Raw genomic sequence first — 23,602 nt, forward strand, 5'->3', positions numbered from 1 at the left:
CGGCATGAAAGCACGTGTGCATGTGATGCTGAAAAATGGGGTTCTGGACCCGCAGGGAGAGGCCGTGCGCCACGCGCTGGGGGCCTTGGGCTTTGACGGCGTCAACGGCGTGCGCCAGGGCAAGGTGATTGAGCTGGACCTGGCCGACGGCGCGACCGAAGCTGACGTGACGCAGATGTGCGAAAAGCTGCTGGCGAACACGGTGATCGAATCCTATTCGGTGGAGATGGGCTGATGCGCGCAGCGGTTGTCGTCTTTCCCGGATCAAACTGTGACCGGGATCTTGCTGTGGCGTTTGAAGCAGCGGGGGCCGAAGTCAGCATGGTCTGGCACAAGGATGATGCGCTGCCTGAGGGCGTGGATGTCGTGGGCATTCCGGGCGGGTTTTCCTACGGCGACTACCTGCGCTGCGGGGCCATCGCCGCGCAGTCCAACATCTGCAACGCGGTCAAGGCCCATGCGGATCGGGGCGGCTATGTGCTGGGCGTATGCAACGGGTTTCAGGTTTTGACCGAAACGGGCCTGCTGCCCGGCGCTTTGCTGCGCAATGCGGGACTGAAATATATCTGCAAAACCGTGGGCTTAAAGGTTGAGACCTCCAACAGCGACTTCACCGCCGGCTATAACGCGGGCGACGTGATCGACATCCCGATTGCCCACCATGATGGCAATTATTTCGCCGATGCCGACACCATCAAACGCCTTCAGGACGCAGACCGCGTGGCCTTCACCTATGAGGACAACCCCAACGGCGCGCAGGCCGACATCGCGGGGATCCTGTCCGCAAACCGCCGTGTTCTCGGCATGATGCCCCATCCCGAACGGGCGGCGGATATTGGCCATGGCGGCACCGATGGGGCGGCGCTCTTCCGCGCACTGGTGGGCGCGCTGGCAACGGCGTGACTTGAGCGAAAACCGCGCGGCGCGTAGATTGCGCTCATGAGCGTTGTGGAACCAGAGAAGAAACCACTGCTGACAGTCTCCTGGCGTGTGCGTCTGGCGATTGTCCTGCTGATGTCGCTCGCCATCATCACCATTTCCGTCACCAACCGCCTGCTGACCGACAGATTCACCGAAAGCACCCGCAACCGGGCGGAACTGCGTATCGCGCTCTACAGCGGCAACCTGATGGCAGAACTGCGCCAGAACGCGATTGTGCCGCAACTGCTGGCCCGTGACCCGGAACTGATTTCCGCGCTGGAGCGGTCGAACTATTCGCTCTCGACCCAGCGGCTGATCTCTTTCGTGGAGGAGATTGGCGCCGCATCGCTGATGCTGTTTGACGTTGACGGGCGCACCGTGGCGGCCACGGACCGCAACCGCATCGGCTCGGGCCACAAGTCAGAGGATTATTTCGTCAACGCGATCCGCACGGCGGCCACGATTTTCAGCACGATCAAACTGGAAACCGGCGGATACCGCTTTGTCTATTCGCGCCGGATCCAGAATGGCGGTGCGACGCTGGGGGTGATCGCGGTTGAGGTGGATCTGCAAAAGTTCGAACGCGCCTGGGCGGGCATTTCCGACGCCGTGATCGTGACCGACAGCACCGGAGAGATCGTGCTCGCGACCACACCGCTCTGGCGCGGGCTGACCGAAGTGGAAGCATTGGCCAGCCACACCCCGCAAAACGCGATTGAGCGGGCGATCAAGGCAACCGCCGACTGGACCGCTCTGCCGCCCGACGCCTACCTTCAGGGCGAAGGTGTGATGCGTCTGGAAAGCAAGATCCCCTTCCGCGGCTGGCGCATGACCAGCTACACCACCTATGCCTCCGTGCGCGAACGGGTGAACGCTGTGCTCGCGCTTGAAGTGATGGCTTTCGCCATCCTGCTGGCGCTGACCTTCTATTTCCTCAGCCGCCGCACCGCGGGCAGGCTGGCGATTTTCCAGCGCGAGTCGGCCAAACTCCGCGCATTGAACGCCGCCCTACAGCGGGAAATTGCCGAGCGGAAACGGGTGCAGGAGACGCTTGCCGTGGCCGAACAGACGCTGGAACAATCCAGCAAACTCGCGGCGTTGGGGGAAATGTCCGCCGCTGTCAGCCATGAATTGAACCAGCCGCTGGCGGCGATGAAAACCTATCTTGCCGGGGCGGGATTGCTCCTGAAACGCAACCGCCCGGACGAGGCGCTGTCGTCCTTCGGACGCATTGACGATCTGATCGAACGCATGGGCGCCATCACCCGCCAGCTGAAGTCCTACGCGCGCAAGGGGCAGGAGGCGTTCAGCCCTGTAGATATGGCCTCTGCGCTCGCATCCTCCCTCTCGATGATGGAGCCGCAACTGCGCCAGCGGCAGGTCGAAATCGCCCGCATTCTGCCCGATCAACCCGTTGTGGTGATGGGCGATCGGATGCGGATTGAACAGGTCATGGTGAACCTCTTGCGCAACGCGCTGGACGCCACCAAATCCCAACGCATGCCCAAGGTGGAAATCATCCTGTCCGCCGGTGAAACCGCCACCCTCACAGTGCGCGACAACGGCCCCGGTATTGAAAACCTCGATGCCCTGTTTGAGCCGTTCTACACCACCAAGCAGCCCGGCGACGGTGTCGGCCTCGGCCTTGCCATCTCGTCAGGCATCGTAAATGACCTAGGTGGACGGTTGACGGCACGCAACGGACAATCCGGTGGTGCGGTCTTTGAAATGCAACTGCCTATCATGGGCAATGAAACAAGTATCGAAGCGGCGGAGTAAACGGATATGGCACAGGCAATGAAGATTGCGATCGTCGATGACGAGCAGGACATGCGGCAGTCCATCAGCCAGTGGCTGGCGCTCTCGGGCTACGACACGGAGACATTCGGCAGCGCCGAAGACGCATTGAAGAAACTGGGGCCGGAGTATCCGGGCATCGTGATCTCCGACATCAAGATGCCGGGCATGGACGGGATGCAGTTCCTCAAGAAACTGATGGGCAGCGACAGCGCGTTGCCCGTGATCATGATCACTGGCCACGGCGACGTGCCCATGGCGGTTGAGGCGATGCGGGTAGGGGCTTTCGATTTCCTCGAAAAACCCTTCAACCCCGACCGGATGAGCGAGCTGGCCAAGAAAGCCACCCTCGCGCGCCGTCTGGTCATGGACAACCGCGCCCTGCGCCGTGAACTCAGCGACGGCGGCCAGTTGATGAAGAAACTGATCGGCCAAAGCCCGGTGATGGAGCGTCTGCGCGAGGATATCCTCGATCTCGGCCAGGCCGACGGCCATGTGCTGATCGACGGCGAAACCGGCACCGGCAAGACGCTGGTGGCCCACGCCCTGCATGCAGTCGGCAGCCGTGCGGGCAAGAAATTCGTGCTGATCTCCTGCGCTGCCATGGAAGAAGACGTGCTGAGCAAGCGGCTCTTCGGCCCGATGCAGCCCGAGGACGCGCAATTGCCTGCCGTCGAAGAAGCCCGCGGCGGCACATTGGTGCTCGAAGACGTCGAAGCACTGTCAGAGACCCTGCAAGCGCGCCTTCTGAGCATGATCAACGAACAGGGCACCCCGGCAGAGACGCGGATCGTCGCGATTTCCAATCTTCAGGAAGCGGGCCGCACGTCCGAAGACGCGCTGCGCTCGGACCTGTTCTACCGTCTGGCCGCTTTGCGCATCACCGTGCCACCGCTGCGCCAGCGGGGCGAGGATATCCTGACCCTGTTCACCCGCCTCAGCGATCAGTTCGCCGATGAATACGGCTGCGACGCCCCACAGGTCAGCGCGCAGGAAGCCGCACAGCTTCTGCAAGCCCCATGGCCCGGCAACGTCCGCCAGTTGATCAACGTCGCCGAACGCGCCGTGCTGCAATCGCGCCGTGGCTCCGGCACCATCGCGTCGCTGCTGATGTCTGACCACGACGAAATGCAGCCCGTGATGACCACCGAAGGCAAGCCATTGAAGGAATATGTCGAGGCGTTCGAGCGGATGCTGATCGACAACACCATGCGCCGCCACAAAGGGTCTATCGCCAGCGTGATGGACGAACTCTGCCTGCCGCGCCGGACCCTGAACGAGAAGATGGCGAAATACGGCCTTCAGCGGTCAGACTACCTCTGACCCTTCCAAATGGTTCAAAAAACCTGGGGAGTTTGAGGGGGCCGACAGCGATGCGCCATTGGTTCAAGCACAATGGCGGCGCCCTTCCTCAAAAAATTTGATCATGTTGCGCCTCTGGCGCGTCAATCCAGCTCAGCCCGTCCGGTTCTCGACCAGCTCAATCGCCTTGCCGTTATCATCCGTGATACACGTCCAGGGCGTGCCCGCTGCGGTGTTCACCACATAGCGGTTCAGCTCGACAATCGGCACGGTCGTGTCCAGCACGGCACCGCCGGTCCCGGTCTGCTTGTTCACCGCCGCAATGCAGCTCTTGGTTCCGCGTACATCCGCCAGGGCAACAGGATCGCCGGCAACGGCGATCTCATCACATGCCGCAACGGCGAACAGACTGATAACAATGGCAGAACGGACAAAAGCAGCGTGCATGGTATTTTCCCTGTGGTCTTTTTCTGGTCTCGATCCGGCCCGCCGCAGCAGCGCAGCAAACAGATCACGGACCACCCCCGGCAGCCCCGCGACACCTTTTCCGCCCCCGCCCATTGTTGTCAAGCAAGCGGCGACATATGGGCTTTTGAGTGTTGCCAAACGATTGCCCATTGTCATTTGGAGTGGAAACCTCTTAATTAGGGTAACGGACGTTCTTCGCGCTATGCGTGTGCACCGTCCGGAGACAGTTTCGCTGATCCGACCTGGCAACCAGGGGTATCAGACCGATTAGGCCCGCAAGGGCCAACGAACCGCTGAGGGTCCTTGGGCAGATGCCCGAAAACAAGGGTCACAGTTAATAATGGATGCGGTCAGGCAGATGCCTGTCACGTGTCGGAGAAAAACCGCGATGACGCGCGCAGATGCACAGAGCAGACGATCAGAGGCCGATTTCGGCCCCGTCCCTGCGCCGTCACCAATCGCCATGACAAGTCACACCGCGCAATCCACCGCCCCACCGGGGCGTTTGGGTGCGCGCGCGCTGTGCAGATTGAGTTTATGCCTAAGAAAATGCTTATCGATGCCACCCACGCTGAGGAAACGCGTGTTGTTGTGGTTGACGGAAACAAGGTCGAGGAATTCGACTTTGAATCAGAGAACAAACGCCAGCTTGCTGGCAACATCTATCTAGCCAAGGTTACACGGGTTGAGCCGTCCTTGCAGGCGGCCTTCGTGGATTACGGCGGCAACCGCCATGGCTTCCTCGCGTTCTCCGAAATTCATCCCGATTACTACCAGATCCCAGTCGCAGACCGTCAGGCCCTGCTGGAAGAAGAGCGCGCCTACGCCGAAGCGCAGGCCGCCAAGGATGACGAAGAACCCAAACCCAAACGCCGCTCCCGCGGCGGCCGGGGCCGTTCCAAAGCCAAGGCGGAGGACGCCGCAAACGAAGATGCGGTCGTCGCCACCGAGGTGGACGGCATGGAAACCGTTGATGTCTCTGAGGATGACAGCAACGAAGTCTCCGTGCCCGAGGATGAAGCCTCCTCTCCGATGGAGCGGGTGGCGGAAACCCCTGTTGAGACGCCCGATGCAACCGAAGGCGACGAGCATGACGATCAAGACGATGACGACGACGCTGGGCCAGATGCCAGCGCCAAGGATGAAACCATCGAATCCGTCGCGGACGAAGACGACAGCGAAGACATCCGCCCCGCCCGCAAACCGCGTCCCCGGCGCTACAAGATCCAGGAAGTCATCAAGGTCCGTCAGATCCTGCTGGTTCAGGTCGTCAAGGAAGAGCGTGGCAACAAGGGTGCGGCCCTCACAACCTACCTGTCATTGGCAGGCCGCTACTGCGTCCTGATGCCCAACACCGCCCGTGGTGGCGGCATCTCCCGCAAGATCACCAATGCTGCGGACCGCAAGAAGCTCAAGGAAATTGCCAATGAAATCAAGGTCCCGCAGGGTGCGGGCCTGATCGTGCGCACCGCCGGGGCCAAACGCACCAAGGCGGAAATCAAGCGCGACTACGAATACCTCCAGCGCCTGTGGGAACAAATCCGCGAGCTGACGCTGAAATCCATAGCACCCGCCAAGATCTACGAAGAAGGCGACCTGATCAAACGCTCGATCCGCGATCTCTATAACCGTGAGATCGACGAGGTGTTTGTCGAGGGTGAGCGCGGCTACCGCATCGCCAAGGACTTCATGAAGATGATCATGCCGTCCCACGCCAAAAACGTAAAACGCTACGAGGAATCGCTGCCGCTGTTCGCGCGTTATCAGGTCGAAAGCTACCTGTCGGGCATGTTCAACCCCACGGTGCAACTGCCCTCCGGCGGCTACATCGTGATCGGCGTTACCGAGGCGCTTGTCGCCATCGACGTGAACTCCGGCCGGGCCACCAAGGAAGGCTCGATTGAGCAGACCGCGACCAAAACCAACCTTGAGGCCGCCGCCGAAGTGGCGCGCCAGCTGCGCCTGCGCGACCTTGCGGGCCTCATCGTGATCGACTTCATCGACATGGACGAACGGCGCAACAACACCGCCGTCGAAAAGATGATGAAGGACAAACTCAAGACCGACCGCGCCCGCATCCAGGTGGGCCGGATTTCCGGCTTTGGCCTGATGGAAATGTCCCGCCAGCGCCTGCGCCCCGGTATGATTGAAGCCACCACGCAGCCCTGTCAGGCCTGCCATGGCACGGGTCTTATCCGCTCGGATGACAACCTTGCCCTGTCGATCCTGCGCTCCATCGAAGAAGAAGGCACCCGCCGCCGGTCCCGTGAGGTGCTGATCAAGGCACCCGTCGGCATCGCCAACTTCCTGATGAACCAGAAGCGGGAGCATATCGCCCAGATCGAAGCGCGCTACGGCCTGTCCGTGCGCGTCGAAGGGGAGCCGCATCTGGTCAGCCCGGATTTCACGCTTGAGAAGTTCAAGACCGCAACGCGCAACGTCACGCAGACCGTGTCGCATGTGGTGTCCGTAGACACCTCGCTGATGGATCAGATCGACGAGGATGAAAGCGAAACCGTGGTTGAGGAAGACAGCGCGCCTGCCGACAACCGTCCGGACCCGCAGGGGGAGGATGGCGAAGGCAAGCCCAAGCGCCGCCGCCGCAGGCGTCGCGGTCGGGGCCGGGGCCGTGGCAATGGCGAAGGTCAGGATGGCGATCAGCCGTCCGAGCAGGCCGAAGCGGACGCGCCCGTAGAAGCCGCAGACGCGCCAGCCGAGGCTGAGACTGCCTCTGACGGCGATGACGCCGTGGCGGAAGAGAAGCCCAAGCCCAAGCGCCGCAGCCGGTCCCGCAAGCCCAAGGTGGAGGCGGAAGCCGAAGCGGTCGCCGACACCGACGCCAAAACGGATGCCCCCGTGGCAGAGGAAGCCGTGGCAGAGGAGGCGGTTGAAGAGAAACCAAAGCCCAAGCGCACCCGGACCCGCAAGCCCAAGGCAGATGCCGCCCCGGCAGAGGAGGCCCCCTCAGAGGGACCGGTGGCAGAGGAGAAGCCCAAACCCAAGCGGACCCGCGCCAAAAAGGCGAAACCTGCGGAAGAGACGGCCGCCGCTGCACCCGCGCCGGAACCAGAGCCGGAGACAGAGCCAGAGCCTGTTGCCGCACCTGAGCCCGAAGCGGTGGCAGAACCTGCTCCGGAACCTGTCGCGGAACCCGCGCCAGAACCGGTTGCAGCCGCAGCACCCGAACCCGAAGCGCCGGTTGAGAAAAAGCCAAAGCGCCGCGGCTGGTGGTCTCTGGGCGGCAAGTAAATCAGCCGACTGACAAAAGCGAAAAGGCAGGTCCATCCGGGCCTGCCTTTTTCTTTTTCGCGGAACACCATGCGCGTCTAGCGGCGCGCGCCCTTGCGCACCACGTAAACCTGCGCCGCGCCCTCATCCCGCGTCTCCACCAGATCATGCCCGGCTTGCGCGCAGAAATGTGGCACATCGACAATCGCCGCCGGGTCATCGGCCCGCAATGTCAGCGTCTCCCCAACCGCCAACGGCCCCAGACGTTTGCGCAGTTTCAGCACGGGCAGGGGGCACAGCAGCCCGGTGGCATCAAGATCATGTTCGCTCATGACCCGCGAGATAGGCCAGTTGTTACACCGCGTCCACAGCCTTGTGACCACCTGTCGCGTGACCTCTCCCGATTTCATCGCTAGACGTGGGGCATGTTCGGATTTGAATTGATCGACGCAGGGCTGCTGCCTGCCATCCTCATCGCGCTGGTTGCTGGCGTGCTGAGCTTCCTGTCGCCCTGCGTCTTGCCCATCGTGCCGCCCTATCTGGCCTATATGAGCGGCGTGTCGCTGGGGGATATCTCCAATGAAGCCTCCGCCCGCCGCAAGGCGGTGATTGCCGCATTGTTCTTTGTCATGGGGCTCAGTACGGTCTTTCTGATCCTTGGCTTCACGGCCTCAGCCTTTGGCATGTTTTTCCTGCAAAATCAGGTGCTTTTCGCCCAAATCTCCGGCGTGGTGATCATCATCTTCGGCCTGCATTTCGTGGGCCTCTTCCGCATACCCTTCCTTGATCAGGAAGCGCGTCTGGACGCAGGCGACAAAGGTGGATCGAGCTTTGGGGCCTATGTCCTCGGCCTCGCCTTTGCCTTCGGCTGGACCCCCTGCATCGGCCCGCAACTGGGCGCGATCCTGTCCCTTGCCGCATCCGAGGCATCGGTGACCAAAGGCACGCTGCTGCTGGGGGTCTATGCCGCCGGGCTCGGCATCCCGTTCCTGCTGGCGGCGATGTTCATCACCCGCGCCATGGGTGTGATGAACCGCATCAAACGCCACATGAAGCTGATTGAGCGTGTGATGGGCGGGCTGTTGATTGCCGTGGGTCTTGCGATGGTCACAGGGGCCTTCACGTCCTTCGCCTTCTGGCTGCTGGAGACCTTCCCGGCCCTCGCCACGCTGGGCTGATCCCGCCATCGCCACGCCTTACTCTTGCCGTCAATAATCGCTATGCTCTGCCCAAACGCCGCATGAAACGAGGGCGCAATGAGCAGTTTGGATCAAGGTCAGGTGACACGTCGCCGGGTGTTCTACATCCCCGGCTATGATCCGATTCATCCCCGCCGCTACCGGGAGCTGTACCGCACGGAAAGTGCCGCTCAGGCGGAGATTTCCGGCTATGAAATCACGCTCAAACCCGCCCCGAAACAGGCCAACTACGGCTGGCAGCTGGATGCCACGATGGACGGGCAGACCACCCAAACGGACGTCGAAGTCCTCGTCTGGTCCGACATCGTGCGCGACAGCATGAGCACCTCGATCCCCGCCACCTATCTGCAACTGATCCGCACCGCTTGGGTCTACATCTCCACCGGTGCGCTCTGGCGGTTGATGAAGCTGCGCAAGGGGCCGGTGATTGCCGCACTTTACCCGGTGGGCATGCTGGTCGCGCAATTGCTGCTGGCGGTGCTCTTTGGCTGGCTCGTGTCCTTGGCCGCCGGAGCGCTGACCTCATCGCTGATCGGTCTGGTCACCGGACCAGAGGACGCAGCCCTTGGCGGCACAGCCGTTGCCGCTTCTGCCGGCTTGCTGAGCGCTGTGGGCCTGCTGCGCTGGTTCAAAGCCAAGGACGGCAAGTTCTTCGCCTACTACCTGATGCACGATTATTCCTATTCCGCCTCCTCTCGCGGCGCCAATCCGCCCGAACTGGAAGCGCGGATTGCCAGTTTTGCCGACACCATCGCTGATGCGCTGCACAGCGACACAGACGAAGTGCTGGTCGTCGGCCATTCCTCCGGTGCGCATTTGGGTGTGTCGATCCTCGCCGATCTGATCCGCGCGGGCAGGGTGCCTGTAGACGGCCCCGCGCTGTCGTTCCTGTCGCTGGGGCAGGTGGTGCCCATGGTCTCTTTCCTGCCCGACGCCCACCGCCTGCGCGCCGACCTGCATGACCTGTCCTCCAGCGATGCGCTCACCTGGGTCGATGTGACCGCCCCCGGTGACGGCTGCGCCTTTGCGCTGTGTGACCCCGTCGCCGTCTCTGGTGCCGCACCAGAGGATAAACGCTGGCCGCTGGTCTTCTCCGCCGCCTTCACCCAGACCCTCAGCCCCGCGCGCTGGAAAGAACTGCGCTGGCGCTTTTTCCGCCTGCATTTCCAATACCTCTGCGCCTTCGACCGCCCGCGCGATTACGACTATTTCCGCATCACCGCAGGCCCTCTGACCCTCGGCACCCGCTACGCAGACCGTGCCCCGTCGAAATCCCGCATCGAACGCCCGGTGAACAAGTTCACCTCCCGCGCCGCATGACGCTGCCGCCCAAACCCCCCAGCCGCCCCGACAAGGTGTCGCTGTGGCAGTACACCAAGCTTTTCCGGCAGGACATCCTGTCGGCCCAGCCCGCGCGCCTCTACCGCGCGTGGATGGCTGAGTTTCGCACACCCTTCTTCCGCAGTTTCCTGATGAACCAGCCCGCGCTGGTCAAAACCCTGCTGAAGGAACGGCCCGGTGATTTTCCGAAATCCGACCGCATCAGCGAAGGGCTGCGTCCGCTGCTGGGCAATTCCGTCTTTCTGACCAATGGCGAGACGTGGAAGCGTCAGCGGCGGATCATTGACCCCGCATTCGAAGGGGGTCGGCTGCGCGAAACCTTCCCCGCCATGTGGCAGGCCGCCGAAGCCGCCGCTGCACGGGCAGGGCAAGCCGCCGATGCCCCGCTGGACATCGAACCCTTTTGCAGCCATGTGGCCGCCGATGTGATTTTCCGCACGTTGTTCTCCATTCCCATCGAAGCGCCGCAGGCCAATGCGGTGTTTGAAGCCTTCAAATCCTACCAACGCACGCAGCCTTTGCTGAACCTCGGCGCGTTTATCCCGCTGCCCCGCTGGATGCCGCGTTTCTTTCGCAAGGACACCAAAGCCTCTGCCGCCCATATCCGGCGGCTGATCACCGACCTCACGGAGGCGCGCCAGCGCGAGATCGACGCAGGCACCGCGCCCGATGATCTGGCGACCAAGATCATGACCACAGTTGATCCGGAGACGGGCGCGCGTTTCACAGCACAGGAAATGGTCGATCAGGTCGCGATCTTCTTTCTGGCAGGCCATGAAACCAGCGCCTCCGCCCTGGCCTGGACGCTCTATTTGATGGCAACCAACCCCGACTGGCAGGACCGTCTGGCGACAGAGGCACAGGTGATGGCGGGCGAAGACTTCGCCGTCATGTCCAAACTCCGCCTCAGCCGCGATGTCTTTCGCGAGGCGCTGCGCCTCTACCCGCCTGTGCCCATGATGGTGCGCGAGGCGCAATGCCCCGAACGCTTCCGCGACCGCACAGCACCCAAAGGCGCGCAACTGGTGCTCAGCCCTTGGCACCTGCACCGCCACGAACGCCTGTGGGACAACCCCGATGGTTTTGATCCCGCGCGCTGGCAGACCGACAATGGCAAGCAGTGCATGCGCGATGCGTTCATTCCGTTCTCCGCAGGCCCCCGTGTCTGCCCCGGTGCGGGCTTTGCCATGATCGAAGGGCCGCTGATCCTGTCGCGCCTGTTGCGGGATTTCCGGGTTTTGCCTGTCCAAGGCAAGGTGCCGGTGCCGGTGGCGCATCTGACGGTGAGGTCTGCCGATGGCATCACCCTGCGTCTGGAGCGGCGGTGAGAGGTGACTACCATCACGCTGCGGATTGCCCTAAAACGGCGCAAACGGAATCAGTGAACAGGGGTGGATCACAATGGCCATGAACGAGGCACAGCGCGCACAGGTTGAAACCGGGCAGGGGTTCATCGCAGCTTTGGATCAATCCGGCGGCTCCACGCCCAAGGCTTTGAGCCTGTATGGCGTTGAACCCACTGACTATTCCGGCGATGCAGAGATGTTTGCCAAGATGCACGAAATGCGCGCGCGGATCATTCTGGCGGATGCCTTTACCTCTGACAAGATCATCGGTGCGATCCTGTTTGAACGCACCATGGACAGTGAAATCAACGGCAAGCCGGTCGCTGATCTGCTGTGGAACGATCGCGGCGTGGTGCCGTTTCTCAAGATCGACAAGGGTCTTGAGGATCAGGCAGACGATGCGCAGCTGATGAAGCCGATGCCGGATCTGGATGCGCTGCTGGCCCGTGCGGTCGAAAAGGGCATCTTTGGCACCAAGGAACGCTCCGTCATCCATGCGGCCAACGAAGCCGGGGTCGAAGCCGTTGTCGCCCAGCAGTTTGCGGTTGCCCGTCAGGTGTGCGCCGCCGGTCTGGTGCCGATCATTGAACCGGAGGTGAACATTCATTCGCAGAGCAAGGCAGCCGCGGAAGACATGCTGGCCGCCGCTTTGGCGCGGCATCTGGAGACGTTGAAACCCGATGAACTGGTGATGCTCAAACTGACCCTGCCGGAAACGGTGGGTTTGTATGACGGCGTGTCGGCCCATGCCAATGTGCTGCGGGTAGTGGCGCTGTCGGGGGGCTATTCGACCGATGAGGCTTCTGCGCGGCTGGCGCGCAATGCCAAGATGATCGCGAGCTTTTCACGGGCGCTGACCGAAGGGTTGAACGTGAAGATGTCTGACGCGGAGTTTCAGGCGGCGCTTGGCGGGAACATCGACAAGATCTACAACGCGTCGGTGGCGTGAAAACTCGGAAATTTTGAAAATTTCCGACCGTTTTCTTTCAAAGAAAACGATCAAACAACCCTGCGTATGGGTTCTTGATTGCAGAAGATAACAAGCTGTCCGGCGTTCTCAATTGCGTGGAATCCACGACGGCGCAATTCATCTTCGAATTCAGTCATCCCCACATAGCGCTCGATATCGCGTTTCTTTCGACGGATAACGCCTCCGGTCGCTGCTGCACACGAACTGAACAGATCAGTGACCCATTCATGGGTGGTCAAGGGGGACGCAGAAAATCGCATGCCCCGACCGTAGAACATTTAAGGTAAACGATCCTTTAACGCCCGCAGCACATAGAGCCGGATCGCCGAGGCCAGCCCCAGATCCAAGCCCCGTTCCGCATCAATCTGCGCCACCAAAGCATTGATCGGCATGTCTTTTTCCGCAGCCAGACTGCGAAACTCCGCCCAGAACTCATCCTCCAGCGACACCGATGTCCGATGCCCCTTCAGCGTCACGGAGTGTTTGACCGGGCGGCCGCTCATGTCTCGCGTTTGTGCGCCTCAAGATTGCGCGCAATCTTTTCAGCCCGCGCTTTCAACGCTTCTTTCTGGGCCTTGGTCTGTCCGAATGCCACGGCGTTCTCATCAGCGCGGGCCTTGCGGGACGCGCGGTTGCGCTCTTTCTTCACCTTGTTGAGGTTGATGGGGGCGCTCATTTGGGTCCAATCATGTTTTCGGGTCGCACGACCCGTTCAAAGGTCTCTGCATCGACAAACCCCAGCGCAATGGCCTCTTCCTTCAGGGTTGTGCCGTTCTTATGCGCGGTCTTGGCGACCTTGGTGGCATTGTCATAGCCAATCGTCGGTGCCAATGCTGTGACCAGCATCAGGCTTTCCTTCATCAGCTTGTCGATGCGTTCTTCATTGGCCTGCGTGCCGACAACCATGTTGTCGGTGAACGATCCCGCCGCATCGCCCAGAAGCTGCATGGATTGCATGACGTTATAGCTCATCATCGGGTTGTAGACGTTCAGCTCGAAATGTCCCTGCGACCCGGCCATGCCCACGGCGGCATCGTTGCCCATCACATGGGCACAGACCATCGTCAGCGCCTCGGCCTGTGTGGGGTTCACCTTGCCCGGCATGATCGAGGACCCCGGCTCGTTCTCCGGCAGGATCAACTCCCCCAGACCCGACCGTGGACCAGAGCCCAGCAACCGCATGTCATTGGCAATCTTGAACATCGACGCCGCAACAGATTTCAACGCGCCGGAAAACATGACCATCGCATCATGGGCTGCCAGTGCTTCAAACTTGTTGGGCGCGGTGACAAAGGGCAGACCGGTGATCTGTGCAATCTCCGCCGCCACTTTCTCTGCAAAGCCCTTGCGGGTGTTCAACCCGGTGCCCACCGCCGTGCCGCCCTGCGCCAGTTCATAGATGTCAGGCAGACACGCCTCCACACGCTCAATCGCTTTGGTCATCTGATGCGCGTAGCCGCCAAATTCCTGCCCCAGCGTGAGGGGCGTCGCATCCTGCGTGTGGGTCCGGCCAATCTTGATGATGTCCTTGAATTCCTCGGACTTCGCCGCCAGCGCCGCCTGCAACTTGCGCAGCCCCGGCAACAGCGTATCACGTGCCATCATGCCGATGCCCACGTGCATCGCCGTGGGGAAGGTATCGTTGGAGGATTGCCCCATGTTGCAATGGTCATTCGGATGCACGGGCGATTTCGAAGCCAGCTCTCCCCCCAGAATCTCAATCGCGCGGTTCGAGATCACCTCATTGGCGTTCATGTTCGACTGCGTGCCCGACCCGGTCTGCCAGACCACCAGCGGGAAGTGATCGTCAAACTTGCCGTCAATCACCTCCTGCGCGGCCTGCTGAATGGCCGGCGCCAAAGCGGCGTCCAGATCGCCAAATCCAAGGTTCACCGTCGCGCAGGCCTTCTTCACCACACCCAAAGCCCGCACAATCGCCACCGGCTGGCGTTCCCAGCCAATCGGGAAATTCATGATGGACCGCTGCGTCTGCGCGCCCCAATACTTGTCGGCAGGGACTTCGAGAGGGCCAAAGCTGTCGGTTTCGGTGCGGGTATCGGCCATGGGGGGCTCCTGAAAAGGCTACGTTTGCCCGTGGGTTTAGCGCCCTGACCCCGCAGGTGCAATCACCGCCGACCCGATCCGCGTTCTGGCCGCCCCGCTGCTATTTGCGAAAACTGTCGAGAGAGACGATCTCAGCCGGTTTCGCTTCCTCTTCGGCGACCTCAAGCGTGGCGGGTTCTTTCTCCGCCTGCTCGGCGGAAACCTCGATCAGGGTTTCGGTCTCTTTCTCTTCGCCGTCCTGCTGCTCAAACCGCAGGCCAAACTCCACAGACGGATCCACAAAGGTGCGGATTGCATCATAGGGGATATACAAAGGCTCCGGCGCGTCGCCAAAGTTCAGCGTGACCGAAAACCCTTCTTCGGTGACCTCAAGCCCGTCATACCAATGCTGCATGACCACGGTCATCTCTCCGGGATAGCGGTCTGACAGCCAATCGGCCAGTTCCGCATCCGGATGCGACGTGTCGAAGGTGATGAAAAAATGGTGGTTGCCGGGCAACCCCCGGTCCGCCACGTCCAAAAGGACCTTGCGGATCAGGCCCCGCATGGCTTCGTGCATCAGATTGCCGTAATCGATGTCGCGGCTCATGTGCGTCTCCGGTCGCTCTCCCACGCCTCACCATACCCCATTTGCGGCGGAGGGAAAGGGGGGCGGCTACAGCAATCCCACCAACATGCCGACGAGCGCAAGAAACCCCATGCTCAGCACAAATCCGCGCCGCAATGCCAACATCAGAACCGCAGCACCCACGGTCAGAAGCGCTGCAACCCCATCAAAACTGGCCAGCACCGGGGCAGGGATGGCGAGCACCTGCGCGGGCTGCACGTCCCGGAACAGCACATGCAGCGCAAACCAGATCGACAGATTGGCAATCACCCCCACCACCGCCGCCGTGATCGCCTGCAACGCGCCTGCCAGACGCGGCTGCGCCGAGATGCGCTCCAGATAGGGGCCGGCAAGGAAGATCCACAGAAAACAGGGCGTAAACGTCACCCAAAGCGCCACCAGCCCCGCCGCAATGGCGCCGCTGATGCCGCCCTGCGCAAAGCCTGCCAGCAACGCCACAAACTCGGTCACCAAAATCAGCGGCCCCGGCGTCGTCTCCGCCAGCCCCAGCGCGTCGATCATCTGATCGGTGGTGATCCAGCCATACTCCTGCACCACCGTCTGCGTCATATAGGCCAAAACCGCATAGGCCCCGCCAAAGGTCACCACGGCGAGCTTGGAAAAGAACAACCCCAGGTGCAGCAGGAAATCCTGGCCCAACCCCCAGAGCATCAGCAAGGGAGCCGCCCAAAGCGCGCCCCAGATCAGGATGGTGCGCAGGCTCTGCGCAGGCGCGCCGGGCGGGGGCGGGATATCGGCCGGTGCGGATGTGCTGGCCCACATGCCCCAAAGCGCGGCCGCCAGAATGATCAGCGGAAAGGGCAGGCCCAGCACGAAGAGCGCCAGAAACGACCCCACCGCCAGCGCCCATCCCTGCGCGCCATTGAGCGCCTTGCCCGCCACCTTGCGCAGCGCCTGAAACACCACCACGATCACCGCCGCCTTGATCCCGACAAAGGCCGCCTGCACCAGCGGTAGCTGGCCCAGATAGGCATACCCAAGCGCCAGCAGCGCAATCACCAGCGCGCCGGGGACGACAAACAACACCCCCGCCAGCAATCCCCCCGCAACACCCCGCAGCCGCCAGCCTGCGTAGGTGGCAAGCTGCATCGCCTCGGGCCCCGGCAACAGCATGCACAAAGACAGCGCGCGCAGGTAACTGGCTTCGGACAGCCAGGCACGGTCTTCAACCAACTCCTTGTGCATCAACGCAATCTGCGCGGCGGGACCACCGAAAGACAACAGCCCGATGCGCCCGAACACGCGGGTCAGCTCGGACCAGCTCTGCACGCTCACAACGGGCCACCGGGCGTGCCGTGCACCTCATCCGCGCCGTCCCGCGCCCACCGGTAGAGCGCGTCATAGATCGCCAGCCCCGCCTCAAGCTGCGCATTGTCGTCGCGGTATTGCCGCGACAGACCGACAGAAAGCGCGAGCAGCCCCGCCGCCTGCGGGGCCGCGGCGTGGGTGTCCGTATCCGCGGCACGCACCACGCCCGCCAGACGGTCCAGCGCCTCGGTATGCAGACCAAAGGCATCCAGCATCGCATCAAAGGTGCATTTGTCGCCCAGGTGGCTGAGCGTCGCGCCTTCGATGTCAAAGGGGGTCGCGCCAAAGCGGTCGGCCACACCCATCACTTCGGCGGGGGACACATAGAGGAACCGGGCGGTCGGATCGACAAAACGGCGGATCAGCCAGGGACAGGCGATGCGGTCCACGCGCGGGCGGTGGCGTGTGACCCACAGCGTGGTGCCATCCACCGGGTCGGGCAGGGCGCTGGCGGGGACGCGGGGCGCGCCCTTGTGGTCCCGCCAGGCGTAGTTGCCGCCCACCAGATACTCAGAGCGCAATCCCGCGACCCGAAGCTGCGCGGTCAATCCCTGGCTCAACTTGATGCCTTGCTGACAGGTGACCACGCTCGGCCGTCCGTCCAGCAGCGTGATCAGGCCGGGGATGTCGGTGTGCGGGTGGCGAAATGCGCCGGGGATGAAAAAGGGATCCTCCGCAAAATCCGGATCAATGGAGATATCCACGATCACCGGACATTCCGGTGTGCCGATCAGACGAAGAAGTTGTGCAGTCGTGATTGCATTTGGGGCTGCCATGGCATGCGTCCTTTACTTGGATACATGCGAACCTCTGGCTGGCGCCTCACGGGGCGTTCGCGGATGTCCCCATGCCCCGCAAACTACGCGAGGGACGGATGCTGTCAAGCGTCAGTAGAGCGCGATCTCCGCCACGCTCACCTCCGCCTCGAACACGCGGCCTATGGCCAGCACGCCAATCCGGCGCAAACGCGCGGGGTCAAACGTGGCGTCGGTCTTGTGGGACTGGAAGGCATCGAAGGGGACGCGCAGGGTGGTCCACTCAGCGGGAGCGGTGAAATCGGTGCGGAAGGATTGCCACGGACGGGTGAGTTGATCGGTGCGCAGGCGCAGATCGTAGGCTTCGCCATTGCCCCGGACGGTGATTGCGACGCCGGTATAGGCGCTGGCATCCACCACGCCGCCATCTTCGCGCAGGTCAAACGCCATCTGCACAAACCCGCCGTTGTTGTCGAGCGAGATGGTCCCGGTCAGCCGCGTCGCTGCGCGTGCCCCGTCGCCCATAGCCGCGATCTGCCCGGTGGAGACGCCGCCCATGACCCGGTCGGCCACGTATTCCCAATCGGGTGTCAGGATGTGCATGGCGTCCTCAGCGTAGGATGGGCCGGTAAGCAACAGGGCTGCAAGACTGGCCACGGTCCATTTCATGTAGGGCGCTCTTTGGTGGAGGAAATGAAAGCGCAGGTTTCTGTTGCCAGGTACCTGCAAACCCCGCCTAGTGCTGCAAGGCGCTAGGACTTAAAGTTTCAATAACTCCGGTCGCTTACGCGGCCATCGCTACTGGTGCACGATTGTCATTTGCAATTGTACGTTTTGAACCGATAACGGTGGTATCTCACCGAGACAAAGCTAACCCCTTTAGACGTTCGTCGATCCTGTTTCGACCCCATGATCCCCAAATGAAGGATATTGGTGGAGTCGCCGGGTACCGCCCCCGGGTCCGATCCGCTTATGACGAGCGCGTTTATGTCTATAGTCCCGAGGGACATGTCAGATATAGGGGAGACCGGGCGCCGTTTCAATCTGCTTCGTGCAGGGGCGGTGCTGGATTTCCGGGCGGGATCGCGCAGGGGTTGTGAAAAGTTGACAGCTGTCAACTTTTGCGAATGCTCCGCAACAGCGTAAAGATTGGGTTAACCGCGTGACCGCCGCGCGCGCGCCGCTGCCAGACCACCCAGACCTGCGAGCAGCATCCAGAATGCAGCAGGCAAAGGCACCGCGTTCACCGCGCCGACCTGGCTGGCGGTGCCAGAGGCCGGGTTGGTGGATCCGACACTCGCAGACAGCACTTCGCCGGCGGTTTCCTCAGGCTCAGGTTCGTTGAAGATCGACCTGTAACGTACTGCGGGTACACCACTTTCGATCAGATTGCCGCGCTGGTCGCGGGAATAATTGAAGTTCAGCGTATCGAAGGATGTGCCATACCCCTTGTCGCCGAAATCGATCAGGATCTCGTCAAACCGCAAGCCGGTGAAACCGAAGGCGTTGTCTTCGACGCGGTTGGCGTTCACGGTCGCCTCGAAATACCCAACCTCACGGCCCCGCAGCAGCGCGGTGAACTTGGTCAGCGCGTCATAGGCGTGCAGGGCAAAGGTGGCATCCTTCACCAGATAGTCGAACTTGATGGAAAACGGGTTGGCCGCGTTGATCTCTGTATCGCGGTTGAAGTTCGCCAGCAGCGCATCCTGCGCCCCGCGGCGCTTGCGGATCAGGCTGATCCACCGCATTTGACCGGAAAACGAAACGCCGGAAGACTGGAACTGGTCGGTGATCGCCTCACCACCAAGGAAACCATGCTCCAGAAAGTTCACTTTCGCTTCGCTTCTGTATATCGGCTCTTTGGCATGCTGGAGCGTTCCCGCCACGGCAGAGCCGCAGATGGTACTTGCAAACAGAGCTATAGATAGCAGTCTGGCTTTGGATAAGGCCATTGGACGAAACTTTCCCCGGTTTCTCGTACAGCCATATTCATGCCTTAGAAAACGGGCTTGAGTCAAACATTTTTAAAAAACAAGAGATTATTGTTCCGAAAAACAAAGTCTTTCCCGGTGTGTCCCGAACATTGGGGACCTCAGCGCAACAATGCCTGTGTTCTTATTCGCGTTGCGTTGCACATTGATGCCTTCTTTTTGAGGCTATTTCAATCAGATTTTAGGCAAAACAAGTGTTTTTGCGTGATGTCGCGCAGGCGTTGGCTGTGCCTTAATTACCCGTCCGCCTCTGCGGCGCGTGCGGCGCGCTGCGCCATCACGTCCTGACCCAGTGTCCGGGTTTCCTCTTCGAGCGCTTGCAGCCCGCTGCGCGTGCCCTGCGCGTCCTGCCGTTCCAGCGCATCCGCAATACCCCCATGCAGCGCCACGATCCGCGCGCGGTCGCGGGCGGTGAAGGTGATCATGTTCATCAAGGGCTGCATGGCTTCGACAGCGCCAGCCAGCTGGTAGCTCAGCACCGGGTTGCCTGCGGCATCCACCAAGGCGCGGTGAAAGGCGACGTCGGAGGCACAGAAGGCTTCATCGGTCAGGCCAGGCTGACCCTGCCGGTGAATTTCCGCGCGCATCGCCGCCAGATGATCCGCGCTGCGCCGTTCCGCCGCCAAAGGCGCGCAGGCGCGTTCCAGCGCATAGCGCGCTTCAAGGGCGGTCTCAAAGCTCACGGCATTCATGCTCAAGAGCAGGGTCGAGGTGGTGATCTGCTGGCTGTAGGCTTCTTCAAAGCTGATCCGGTTCACAAATGCCCCGCCCGTAGCACCCCGTTGGGTGCGGATAAGCGATTGCGCGGCCAGCCTTTTCAGCGCTTCGCGCACCGTCGGTCGGGAGACATTGAACGTGTCGGACAATTCCGCCTCGGACGGCAGGCGTTCATCGACGATCAGCCTGCCCGAGATGATGGCATCCCGGATGGCGCTGGCAATCTGGGCCGAGAGATCGGCGGTGCTGGAAGGGTCAAGTTGCATATGTCTTACAATTAGGATTTGCCCGCAGCTTAATTGTCTGACATTACTTTGGCAACTTCTCGAGTCGGACCCCTTCATGAACCCTGTCATCCGTTCCTCTCTCTGGCTGATGTTTTTCGGACTGGTCCTTGCGGCCTGGGCGATGATGTATCTGATGGCCATGGATATGGACGTGGATCTGCTGGGGCGCCCCGGAGAGATGGGCGACCGGATGCGCTGGATGGACCCGCGCATGCCGATGTACATGCCGATGGCCAACTTCGGGCCCTTGTTCATCATGTGGGCGGCGATGATGGCGGCGATGATGCTGCCCACGCTGGTGCCGACGCTGCGCGCCTATGAGGATCTTATCGTCTCCGCCGACGGCACCCGCGCGGGGTGGCTGGGCGTGCTGGCGGGCTATTCGATCATGTGGGTGGCCTTTGCCGCGCTGATCACCGGCGTGCAGCTGGCCTTGCTTTTTGGTGGCGTGATTGACATGCTGGGCATCGCGAAATCACGGTGGTTTGCGGCAGGGTTGCTGCTGGCCGTGGGATTGTTCCAATTCACCCGCACCAAGGAAATCTGCCATGGGGTCTGTCACAGCCCGATGATGTATTTCCTGGGCCAGTGGCGCACCGGCTTTGCAGGCGGGCTGCGCATGGGGCTGGGGCTGGGCGCGTTCTGTGTGGTCTGCTGCTGGGGTTTCATGGCGCTGGGGTTTGCCGGCGGGGTGATGAACCTGGCGTGGATGGGGCTGGCGACGCTGTTTATGGTGGTCGAAAAGCTGCCACAGGTGGGGCATTACGTGACAAGACCAATGGGCTTTGCCCTGATCGCGGGCGCAGGCATCGTGGCGGTCTGGCCCTATATCACGGTATTAACGGGAGGATAAATCATGGCGGTAAACCGCAAAGCCAAAGCCGACAGGCTGCCGATCTCACAGCGGATCGACAGCCGCATGCCCAATCCGGGCCGCCGTCAGATGACGCCCACGGAATGGGCGATCAAGGGGGAGTTGTTCCTGAACTGCTCCTGCGAGGTCTTCTGCCCCTGCGTGGTCAGCCTGGGCGCACACCCGCCCACCGAGGGGCATTGCCATGCCTGGATGGCCATCGCGATTGATGAAGGTCACTATGAGGGCGAAGACCTTGGCGGGCTGAATGTGGGCTTGCTGGTCGATATTCCGGGCCGCATGGGGGAGGGCAACTGGAAAGTGGCAGCCTATGTGGACGAACGCGCCAGCGGCAAGGCTTATAACGGCATCCTGCAGATCTTCTCAGGGGCAGCAGGCGGCACCACAGGTCTGTTCACCATGCTGGTGAGCGAGATCATCGGCGCCGAACGCGCGCCCGTCGAGATCACCCGCGACGGCAACCGCCGCGCCATCACCATTGGCCGCAAGATCGCCGGTGAAATCGAGATGCTGGCAGGCAAATCGCCGGAGCATCCGGTGATGGTCAGCAATTCCAAATACTGGATGGGGCCGGACATCATTGCGGCCACGGGCCTGAAAAGCAAAGTGCGCGACTATGGCCGCGTCTGGGACTTCGGTGGAAAATCGGCCGAGATCTGCCCGATTGACTGGAAAGGCCCCAAGCCGTGATCACGGCGGAATATGCGCAGCTGATGGCGCGCTACAACGGCTGGCAAAACGGGTGGATGTTCGCGGCTGTGGGCGGGCTTGACGACGCGGCGCGCGAAGCGGACCGGGGGCTTTTCTGGGGCTCCATCCGGGCCACGCTCAGCCATCTGATGTGGGGCGACATGATGTGGATGTCGCGCTTTGATGGCGGGGCTGCGCCGTCAAAGCCGCTTACGGAGACCGGGAGCGCCTATGATTGGGCCGCCCTCAAGGAAGGCCGTCCGGCGCTTGATACACGGGTTGCGACCTGGGCGGAGGGGCTGGAGATGGATGCGTTCAGCGGTGATTTGACCTGGTATTCCGGCGCGCTTGGGCGTGAGATGTCAAAACCCTACGCGATCTGCGTGGCGCATTTCTTCAATCACCAGACCCACCATCGCGGGCAGGTCCATGCAGCGCTCACCGCACTGGGCGTGAAAACCGACGATACTGATATTCCCTTCATGCCGGAGGATGCCTGATGGCGCTGATTTCCCCCTCCCGCCGGTTGCGCCGCACGCCTTTTTCCGAAGGGGTCGAGGCCGCGGGCGTCAAGGCCTACACGGTCTATAACCACATGCTTCTGCCGACGGTGTTTCGCAGCGTTGAGGAGGACTATCACCACCTCAAGGAGGCGGTGCAGGTCTGGGATGTCTCCGTGGAGCGGCAGGTGGAACTGCGCGGGCCCGATGCGGCGCGTCTGATGCAGATGCTGACCCCGCGCGATCTGCGCGGCATGCTGCCGGGGCGGTGTTTCTATGTGCCCATCGTGGATGAAACCGGGGGCATGTTGAACGATCCCGTGGCGGTGAAGCTGGCCGATGACCGCTGGTGGATTTCGATTGCCGACAGTGATTTGCTGCTGTGGGTCAAGGGCATCGCCAATGGCTACCGGCTGGATGTGCTGGTCGATGAGCCGGACGTCAGCCCGCTGGCCGTGCAGGGGCCGAAGGCTGAAGACCTGATGGCGCGGGTGTTTGGCGAAGCGGTGCGCGAAGTGCGGTTCTTCCGCTTTGGCATGTTCTCCTTTCAGGGGCGTGATCTGGTTGTGGCGCGCTCAGGCTATTCCAAGCAGGGCGGGTTCGAGATTTATGTGGAAGGGGGCGACATCGGCATGCCCCTGTGGCACGCGCTGATGGAAGACGGTGCGGATCTGGACGTGCGCGCGGGCTGCCCCAACGGGATTGAGCGGATCGAGAGCGGTTTGTTGAGTTATGGCAATGACATGACGGACGACAATACGCCCCATGAATGCGGGCTGGGCCGGTTTTGTGACACGCAGACGGCGATTGGCTGTATCGGACGCGATGCGCTGCTCAGGGTGGCCAAGGAAGGCCCCGTCCAGCAGATCCGCGCGATTGATATTGCGGGTGATGCGGTGCCGTCCTGTGACCGGCCTTGGCCGTTGATGGCGGGCAGCAAGCGGGTGGGGCAGGTGACCTCTGCCGCCTGGTCGCCGGATTTCAAGACCAATGTGGCGGTTGGCATGGTGCGGATGACCCATTGGGATGCGGGCACGGAGTTGAGGGTTGAGACGCCGGAAGGCCCGCGGGACGCGCGGGTGCATGAGGATTTCTGGGCGTAATGCGCTTTGAGAGGGCGGGGATTTTCGGGGCTCTGCCCTCGCGCCAGAGGCGCGGTCTAAACTAAAGGATGGCGCCCCTCTGGGGCGACACCCCGGGATATTTTTGGAGAAAA

24 protein-coding genes and 1 other RNA gene are annotated in these 23,602 nt (G+C 61.8%); 13 read left to right on the forward strand and 12 right to left on the reverse strand.

Going from position 1 to position 23,602, the window contains the following annotated elements:
* The first annotated feature begins 4 nt into the window (after window positions 1–4).
* Genes purS through Q1A91_RS07820 form a run of 4 tightly spaced genes read left to right on the forward strand, consistent with a single transcriptional unit; the run spans window position 5 to window position 4,041 of the window.
* A complete protein-coding gene (gene purS, locus Q1A91_RS07805; protein ID WP_299875305.1) occupies window positions 5–235 on the forward strand; it encodes a phosphoribosylformylglycinamidine synthase subunit PurS in 231 nt (76 codons plus the stop codon).
* Window positions 235–903 (forward strand): phosphoribosylformylglycinamidine synthase subunit PurQ, encoded by a 669-nt coding sequence (gene purQ / locus Q1A91_RS07810; protein WP_299875308.1) that lies wholly within the window; start codon window positions 235–237, stop codon window positions 901–903. The genes purS and purQ overlap by 1 nt, the downstream gene beginning before the upstream one ends.
* 36 nt (window positions 904–939) lie before the next feature.
* A complete protein-coding gene (locus tag Q1A91_RS07815) occupies window positions 940–2,700 on the forward strand; it encodes an ATP-binding protein (protein ID WP_299875311.1) in 1,761 nt (586 codons plus the stop codon).
* Window positions 2,701–2,706: 6 nt separating this feature from the next.
* On the forward strand, window positions 2,707–4,041 hold the full coding sequence (locus Q1A91_RS07820) for a sigma-54 dependent transcriptional regulator (protein WP_299875314.1): 1,335 nt from the start codon (window positions 2,707–2,709) through the stop codon (window positions 4,039–4,041).
* A gap of 132 nt (window positions 4,042–4,173) precedes the next feature.
* Here the strand turns inward: Q1A91_RS07820 and Q1A91_RS07825 are convergent, their stop codons facing one another.
* Window positions 4,174–4,467 (reverse strand): hypothetical protein, encoded by a 294-nt coding sequence (locus Q1A91_RS07825; RefSeq protein ID WP_299875317.1) that lies wholly within the window; start codon window positions 4,465–4,467, stop codon window positions 4,174–4,176.
* 558 nt (window positions 4,468–5,025) lie between these two features.
* Here Q1A91_RS07825 and Q1A91_RS07830 point away from each other — a divergent pair.
* Entirely contained in the window at window positions 5,026–7,737 is a 2,712-nt protein-coding gene (locus Q1A91_RS07830; protein ID WP_299875320.1) for a ribonuclease E/G, read from the forward strand.
* Between the two features lie 77 nt (window positions 7,738–7,814).
* Here the strand turns inward: Q1A91_RS07830 and Q1A91_RS07835 are convergent, their stop codons facing one another.
* A complete protein-coding gene (locus tag Q1A91_RS07835; protein WP_299875323.1) occupies window positions 7,815–8,048 on the reverse strand; it encodes a sulfurtransferase TusA family protein in 234 nt (77 codons plus the stop codon).
* Window positions 8,049–8,141: 93 nt separating this feature from the next.
* Here Q1A91_RS07835 and Q1A91_RS07840 point away from each other — a divergent pair, with 93 nt between their 5' ends.
* From Q1A91_RS07840 to Q1A91_RS07855, 4 genes are all read left to right on the forward strand, one after another.
* Window positions 8,142–8,894, forward strand: a complete 753-nt coding sequence (locus Q1A91_RS07840) for a cytochrome c biogenesis CcdA family protein (protein ID WP_299875326.1) — start codon at window positions 8,142–8,144, stop codon at window positions 8,892–8,894.
* A 78-nt stretch (window positions 8,895–8,972) separates the two neighbouring features.
* Complete coding sequence (locus Q1A91_RS07845; RefSeq protein WP_299875328.1) at window positions 8,973–10,235, forward strand: hypothetical protein; 1,263 nt, start codon at window positions 8,973–8,975, stop codon at window positions 10,233–10,235.
* Window positions 10,232–11,584 (forward strand): cytochrome P450, encoded by a 1,353-nt coding sequence (locus Q1A91_RS07850; RefSeq protein ID WP_299875331.1) that lies wholly within the window; start codon window positions 10,232–10,234, stop codon window positions 11,582–11,584. Before Q1A91_RS07845 ends, Q1A91_RS07850 begins: the two co-directional genes overlap by 4 nt.
* Before the next feature lie 73 nt (window positions 11,585–11,657).
* Complete coding sequence (locus Q1A91_RS07855) at window positions 11,658–12,551, forward strand: fructose bisphosphate aldolase (protein WP_299875334.1); 894 nt, start codon at window positions 11,658–11,660, stop codon at window positions 12,549–12,551.
* 299 nt (window positions 12,552–12,850) lie between these two features.
* Here the strand turns inward: Q1A91_RS07855 and Q1A91_RS07865 are convergent, their stop codons facing one another.
* The 10 genes from Q1A91_RS07865 to Q1A91_RS07910 all read right to left on the reverse strand — a co-directional run bounded on the left by Q1A91_RS07865 (window position 12,851) and on the right by Q1A91_RS07910 (window position 20,301).
* Window positions 12,851–13,075 carry a ribbon-helix-helix domain-containing protein gene (locus Q1A91_RS07865; RefSeq protein ID WP_299875337.1) on the reverse strand — a complete coding sequence of 75 codons (225 nt, stop codon included), beginning with the start codon at window positions 13,073–13,075 and terminating at the stop codon, window positions 12,851–12,853.
* On the reverse strand, window positions 13,072–13,248 hold the full coding sequence (locus tag Q1A91_RS07870; RefSeq protein WP_299875339.1) for a DUF4169 family protein: 177 nt from the start codon (window positions 13,246–13,248) through the stop codon (window positions 13,072–13,074). Before Q1A91_RS07870 ends, Q1A91_RS07865 begins: the two co-directional genes overlap by 4 nt.
* The gene (gene fumC, locus Q1A91_RS07875; protein WP_299875342.1) at window positions 13,245–14,636 is read right to left on the reverse strand and encodes a class II fumarate hydratase; all 1,392 of its coding nucleotides are present in this window, start codon (window positions 14,634–14,636) and stop codon (window positions 13,245–13,247) included. Before fumC ends, Q1A91_RS07870 begins: the two co-directional genes overlap by 4 nt.
* Before the next feature lie 100 nt (window positions 14,637–14,736).
* A complete protein-coding gene (locus tag Q1A91_RS07880; protein WP_299875345.1) occupies window positions 14,737–15,225 on the reverse strand; it encodes an SspB family protein in 489 nt (162 codons plus the stop codon).
* A gap of 66 nt (window positions 15,226–15,291) precedes the next feature.
* Window positions 15,292–16,539, reverse strand: coding sequence for a chromate efflux transporter (chrA, locus tag Q1A91_RS07885; protein WP_299875348.1), 1,248 nt, complete (start codon window positions 16,537–16,539; stop codon window positions 15,292–15,294).
* Window positions 16,536–17,348 carry a chromate resistance protein ChrB domain-containing protein gene (locus Q1A91_RS07890; RefSeq protein ID WP_299875350.1) on the reverse strand — a complete coding sequence of 271 codons (813 nt, stop codon included), beginning with the start codon at window positions 17,346–17,348 and terminating at the stop codon, window positions 16,536–16,538. The genes chrA and Q1A91_RS07890 overlap by 4 nt, the downstream gene beginning before the upstream one ends.
* Window positions 17,349–17,459: 111 nt before the next feature.
* Window positions 17,460–17,996, reverse strand: a complete 537-nt coding sequence (locus Q1A91_RS07895; RefSeq protein ID WP_367278657.1) for a CIA30 family protein — start codon at window positions 17,994–17,996, stop codon at window positions 17,460–17,462.
* 29 nt (window positions 17,997–18,025) lie between these two features.
* Window positions 18,026–18,374: a transfer-messenger RNA gene (gene ssrA / locus Q1A91_RS07900) on the reverse strand.
* A 107-nt stretch (window positions 18,375–18,481) separates the two neighbouring features.
* Window positions 18,482–19,213, reverse strand: a complete 732-nt coding sequence (locus Q1A91_RS07905) for a VPLPA-CTERM sorting domain-containing protein (protein WP_299875352.1) — start codon at window positions 19,211–19,213, stop codon at window positions 18,482–18,484.
* 341 nt (window positions 19,214–19,554) lie between these two features.
* The gene (locus Q1A91_RS07910) at window positions 19,555–20,301 is read right to left on the reverse strand and encodes a FadR/GntR family transcriptional regulator (RefSeq protein ID WP_299875355.1); all 747 of its coding nucleotides are present in this window, start codon (window positions 20,299–20,301) and stop codon (window positions 19,555–19,557) included.
* Window positions 20,302–20,377: 76 nt separating this feature from the next.
* Here Q1A91_RS07910 and Q1A91_RS07915 point away from each other — a divergent pair, with 76 nt between their 5' ends.
* The 4 genes from Q1A91_RS07915 to Q1A91_RS07930 are packed head-to-tail and all read left to right on the forward strand — an operon-like array spanning window position 20,378 to window position 23,489.
* Window positions 20,378–21,175: a DUF2182 domain-containing protein gene (locus Q1A91_RS07915; RefSeq protein WP_299875358.1), complete on the forward strand. Its 798-nt coding sequence runs from the start codon at window positions 20,378–20,380 to the stop codon at window positions 21,173–21,175.
* A gap of 3 nt (window positions 21,176–21,178) precedes the next feature.
* The gene (locus tag Q1A91_RS07920) at window positions 21,179–21,886 is read left to right on the forward strand and encodes a DUF1326 domain-containing protein (RefSeq protein ID WP_299875361.1); all 708 of its coding nucleotides are present in this window, start codon (window positions 21,179–21,181) and stop codon (window positions 21,884–21,886) included.
* The gene (locus tag Q1A91_RS07925; RefSeq protein ID WP_299875364.1) at window positions 21,883–22,386 is read left to right on the forward strand and encodes a DinB family protein; all 504 of its coding nucleotides are present in this window, start codon (window positions 21,883–21,885) and stop codon (window positions 22,384–22,386) included. Before Q1A91_RS07920 ends, Q1A91_RS07925 begins: the two co-directional genes overlap by 4 nt.
* Window positions 22,386–23,489, forward strand: coding sequence for a dimethylsulfoniopropionate demethylase (locus Q1A91_RS07930; protein ID WP_299875367.1), 1,104 nt, complete (start codon window positions 22,386–22,388; stop codon window positions 23,487–23,489). The genes Q1A91_RS07925 and Q1A91_RS07930 overlap by 1 nt, the downstream gene beginning before the upstream one ends.
* Window positions 23,490–23,602 lie beyond the last annotated feature (113 nt).

It is taken from the genome of uncultured Sulfitobacter sp. (genome assembly GCF_947500075.1).
Lineage (GTDB): Bacteria > Pseudomonadota > Alphaproteobacteria > Rhodobacterales > Rhodobacteraceae > Sulfitobacter.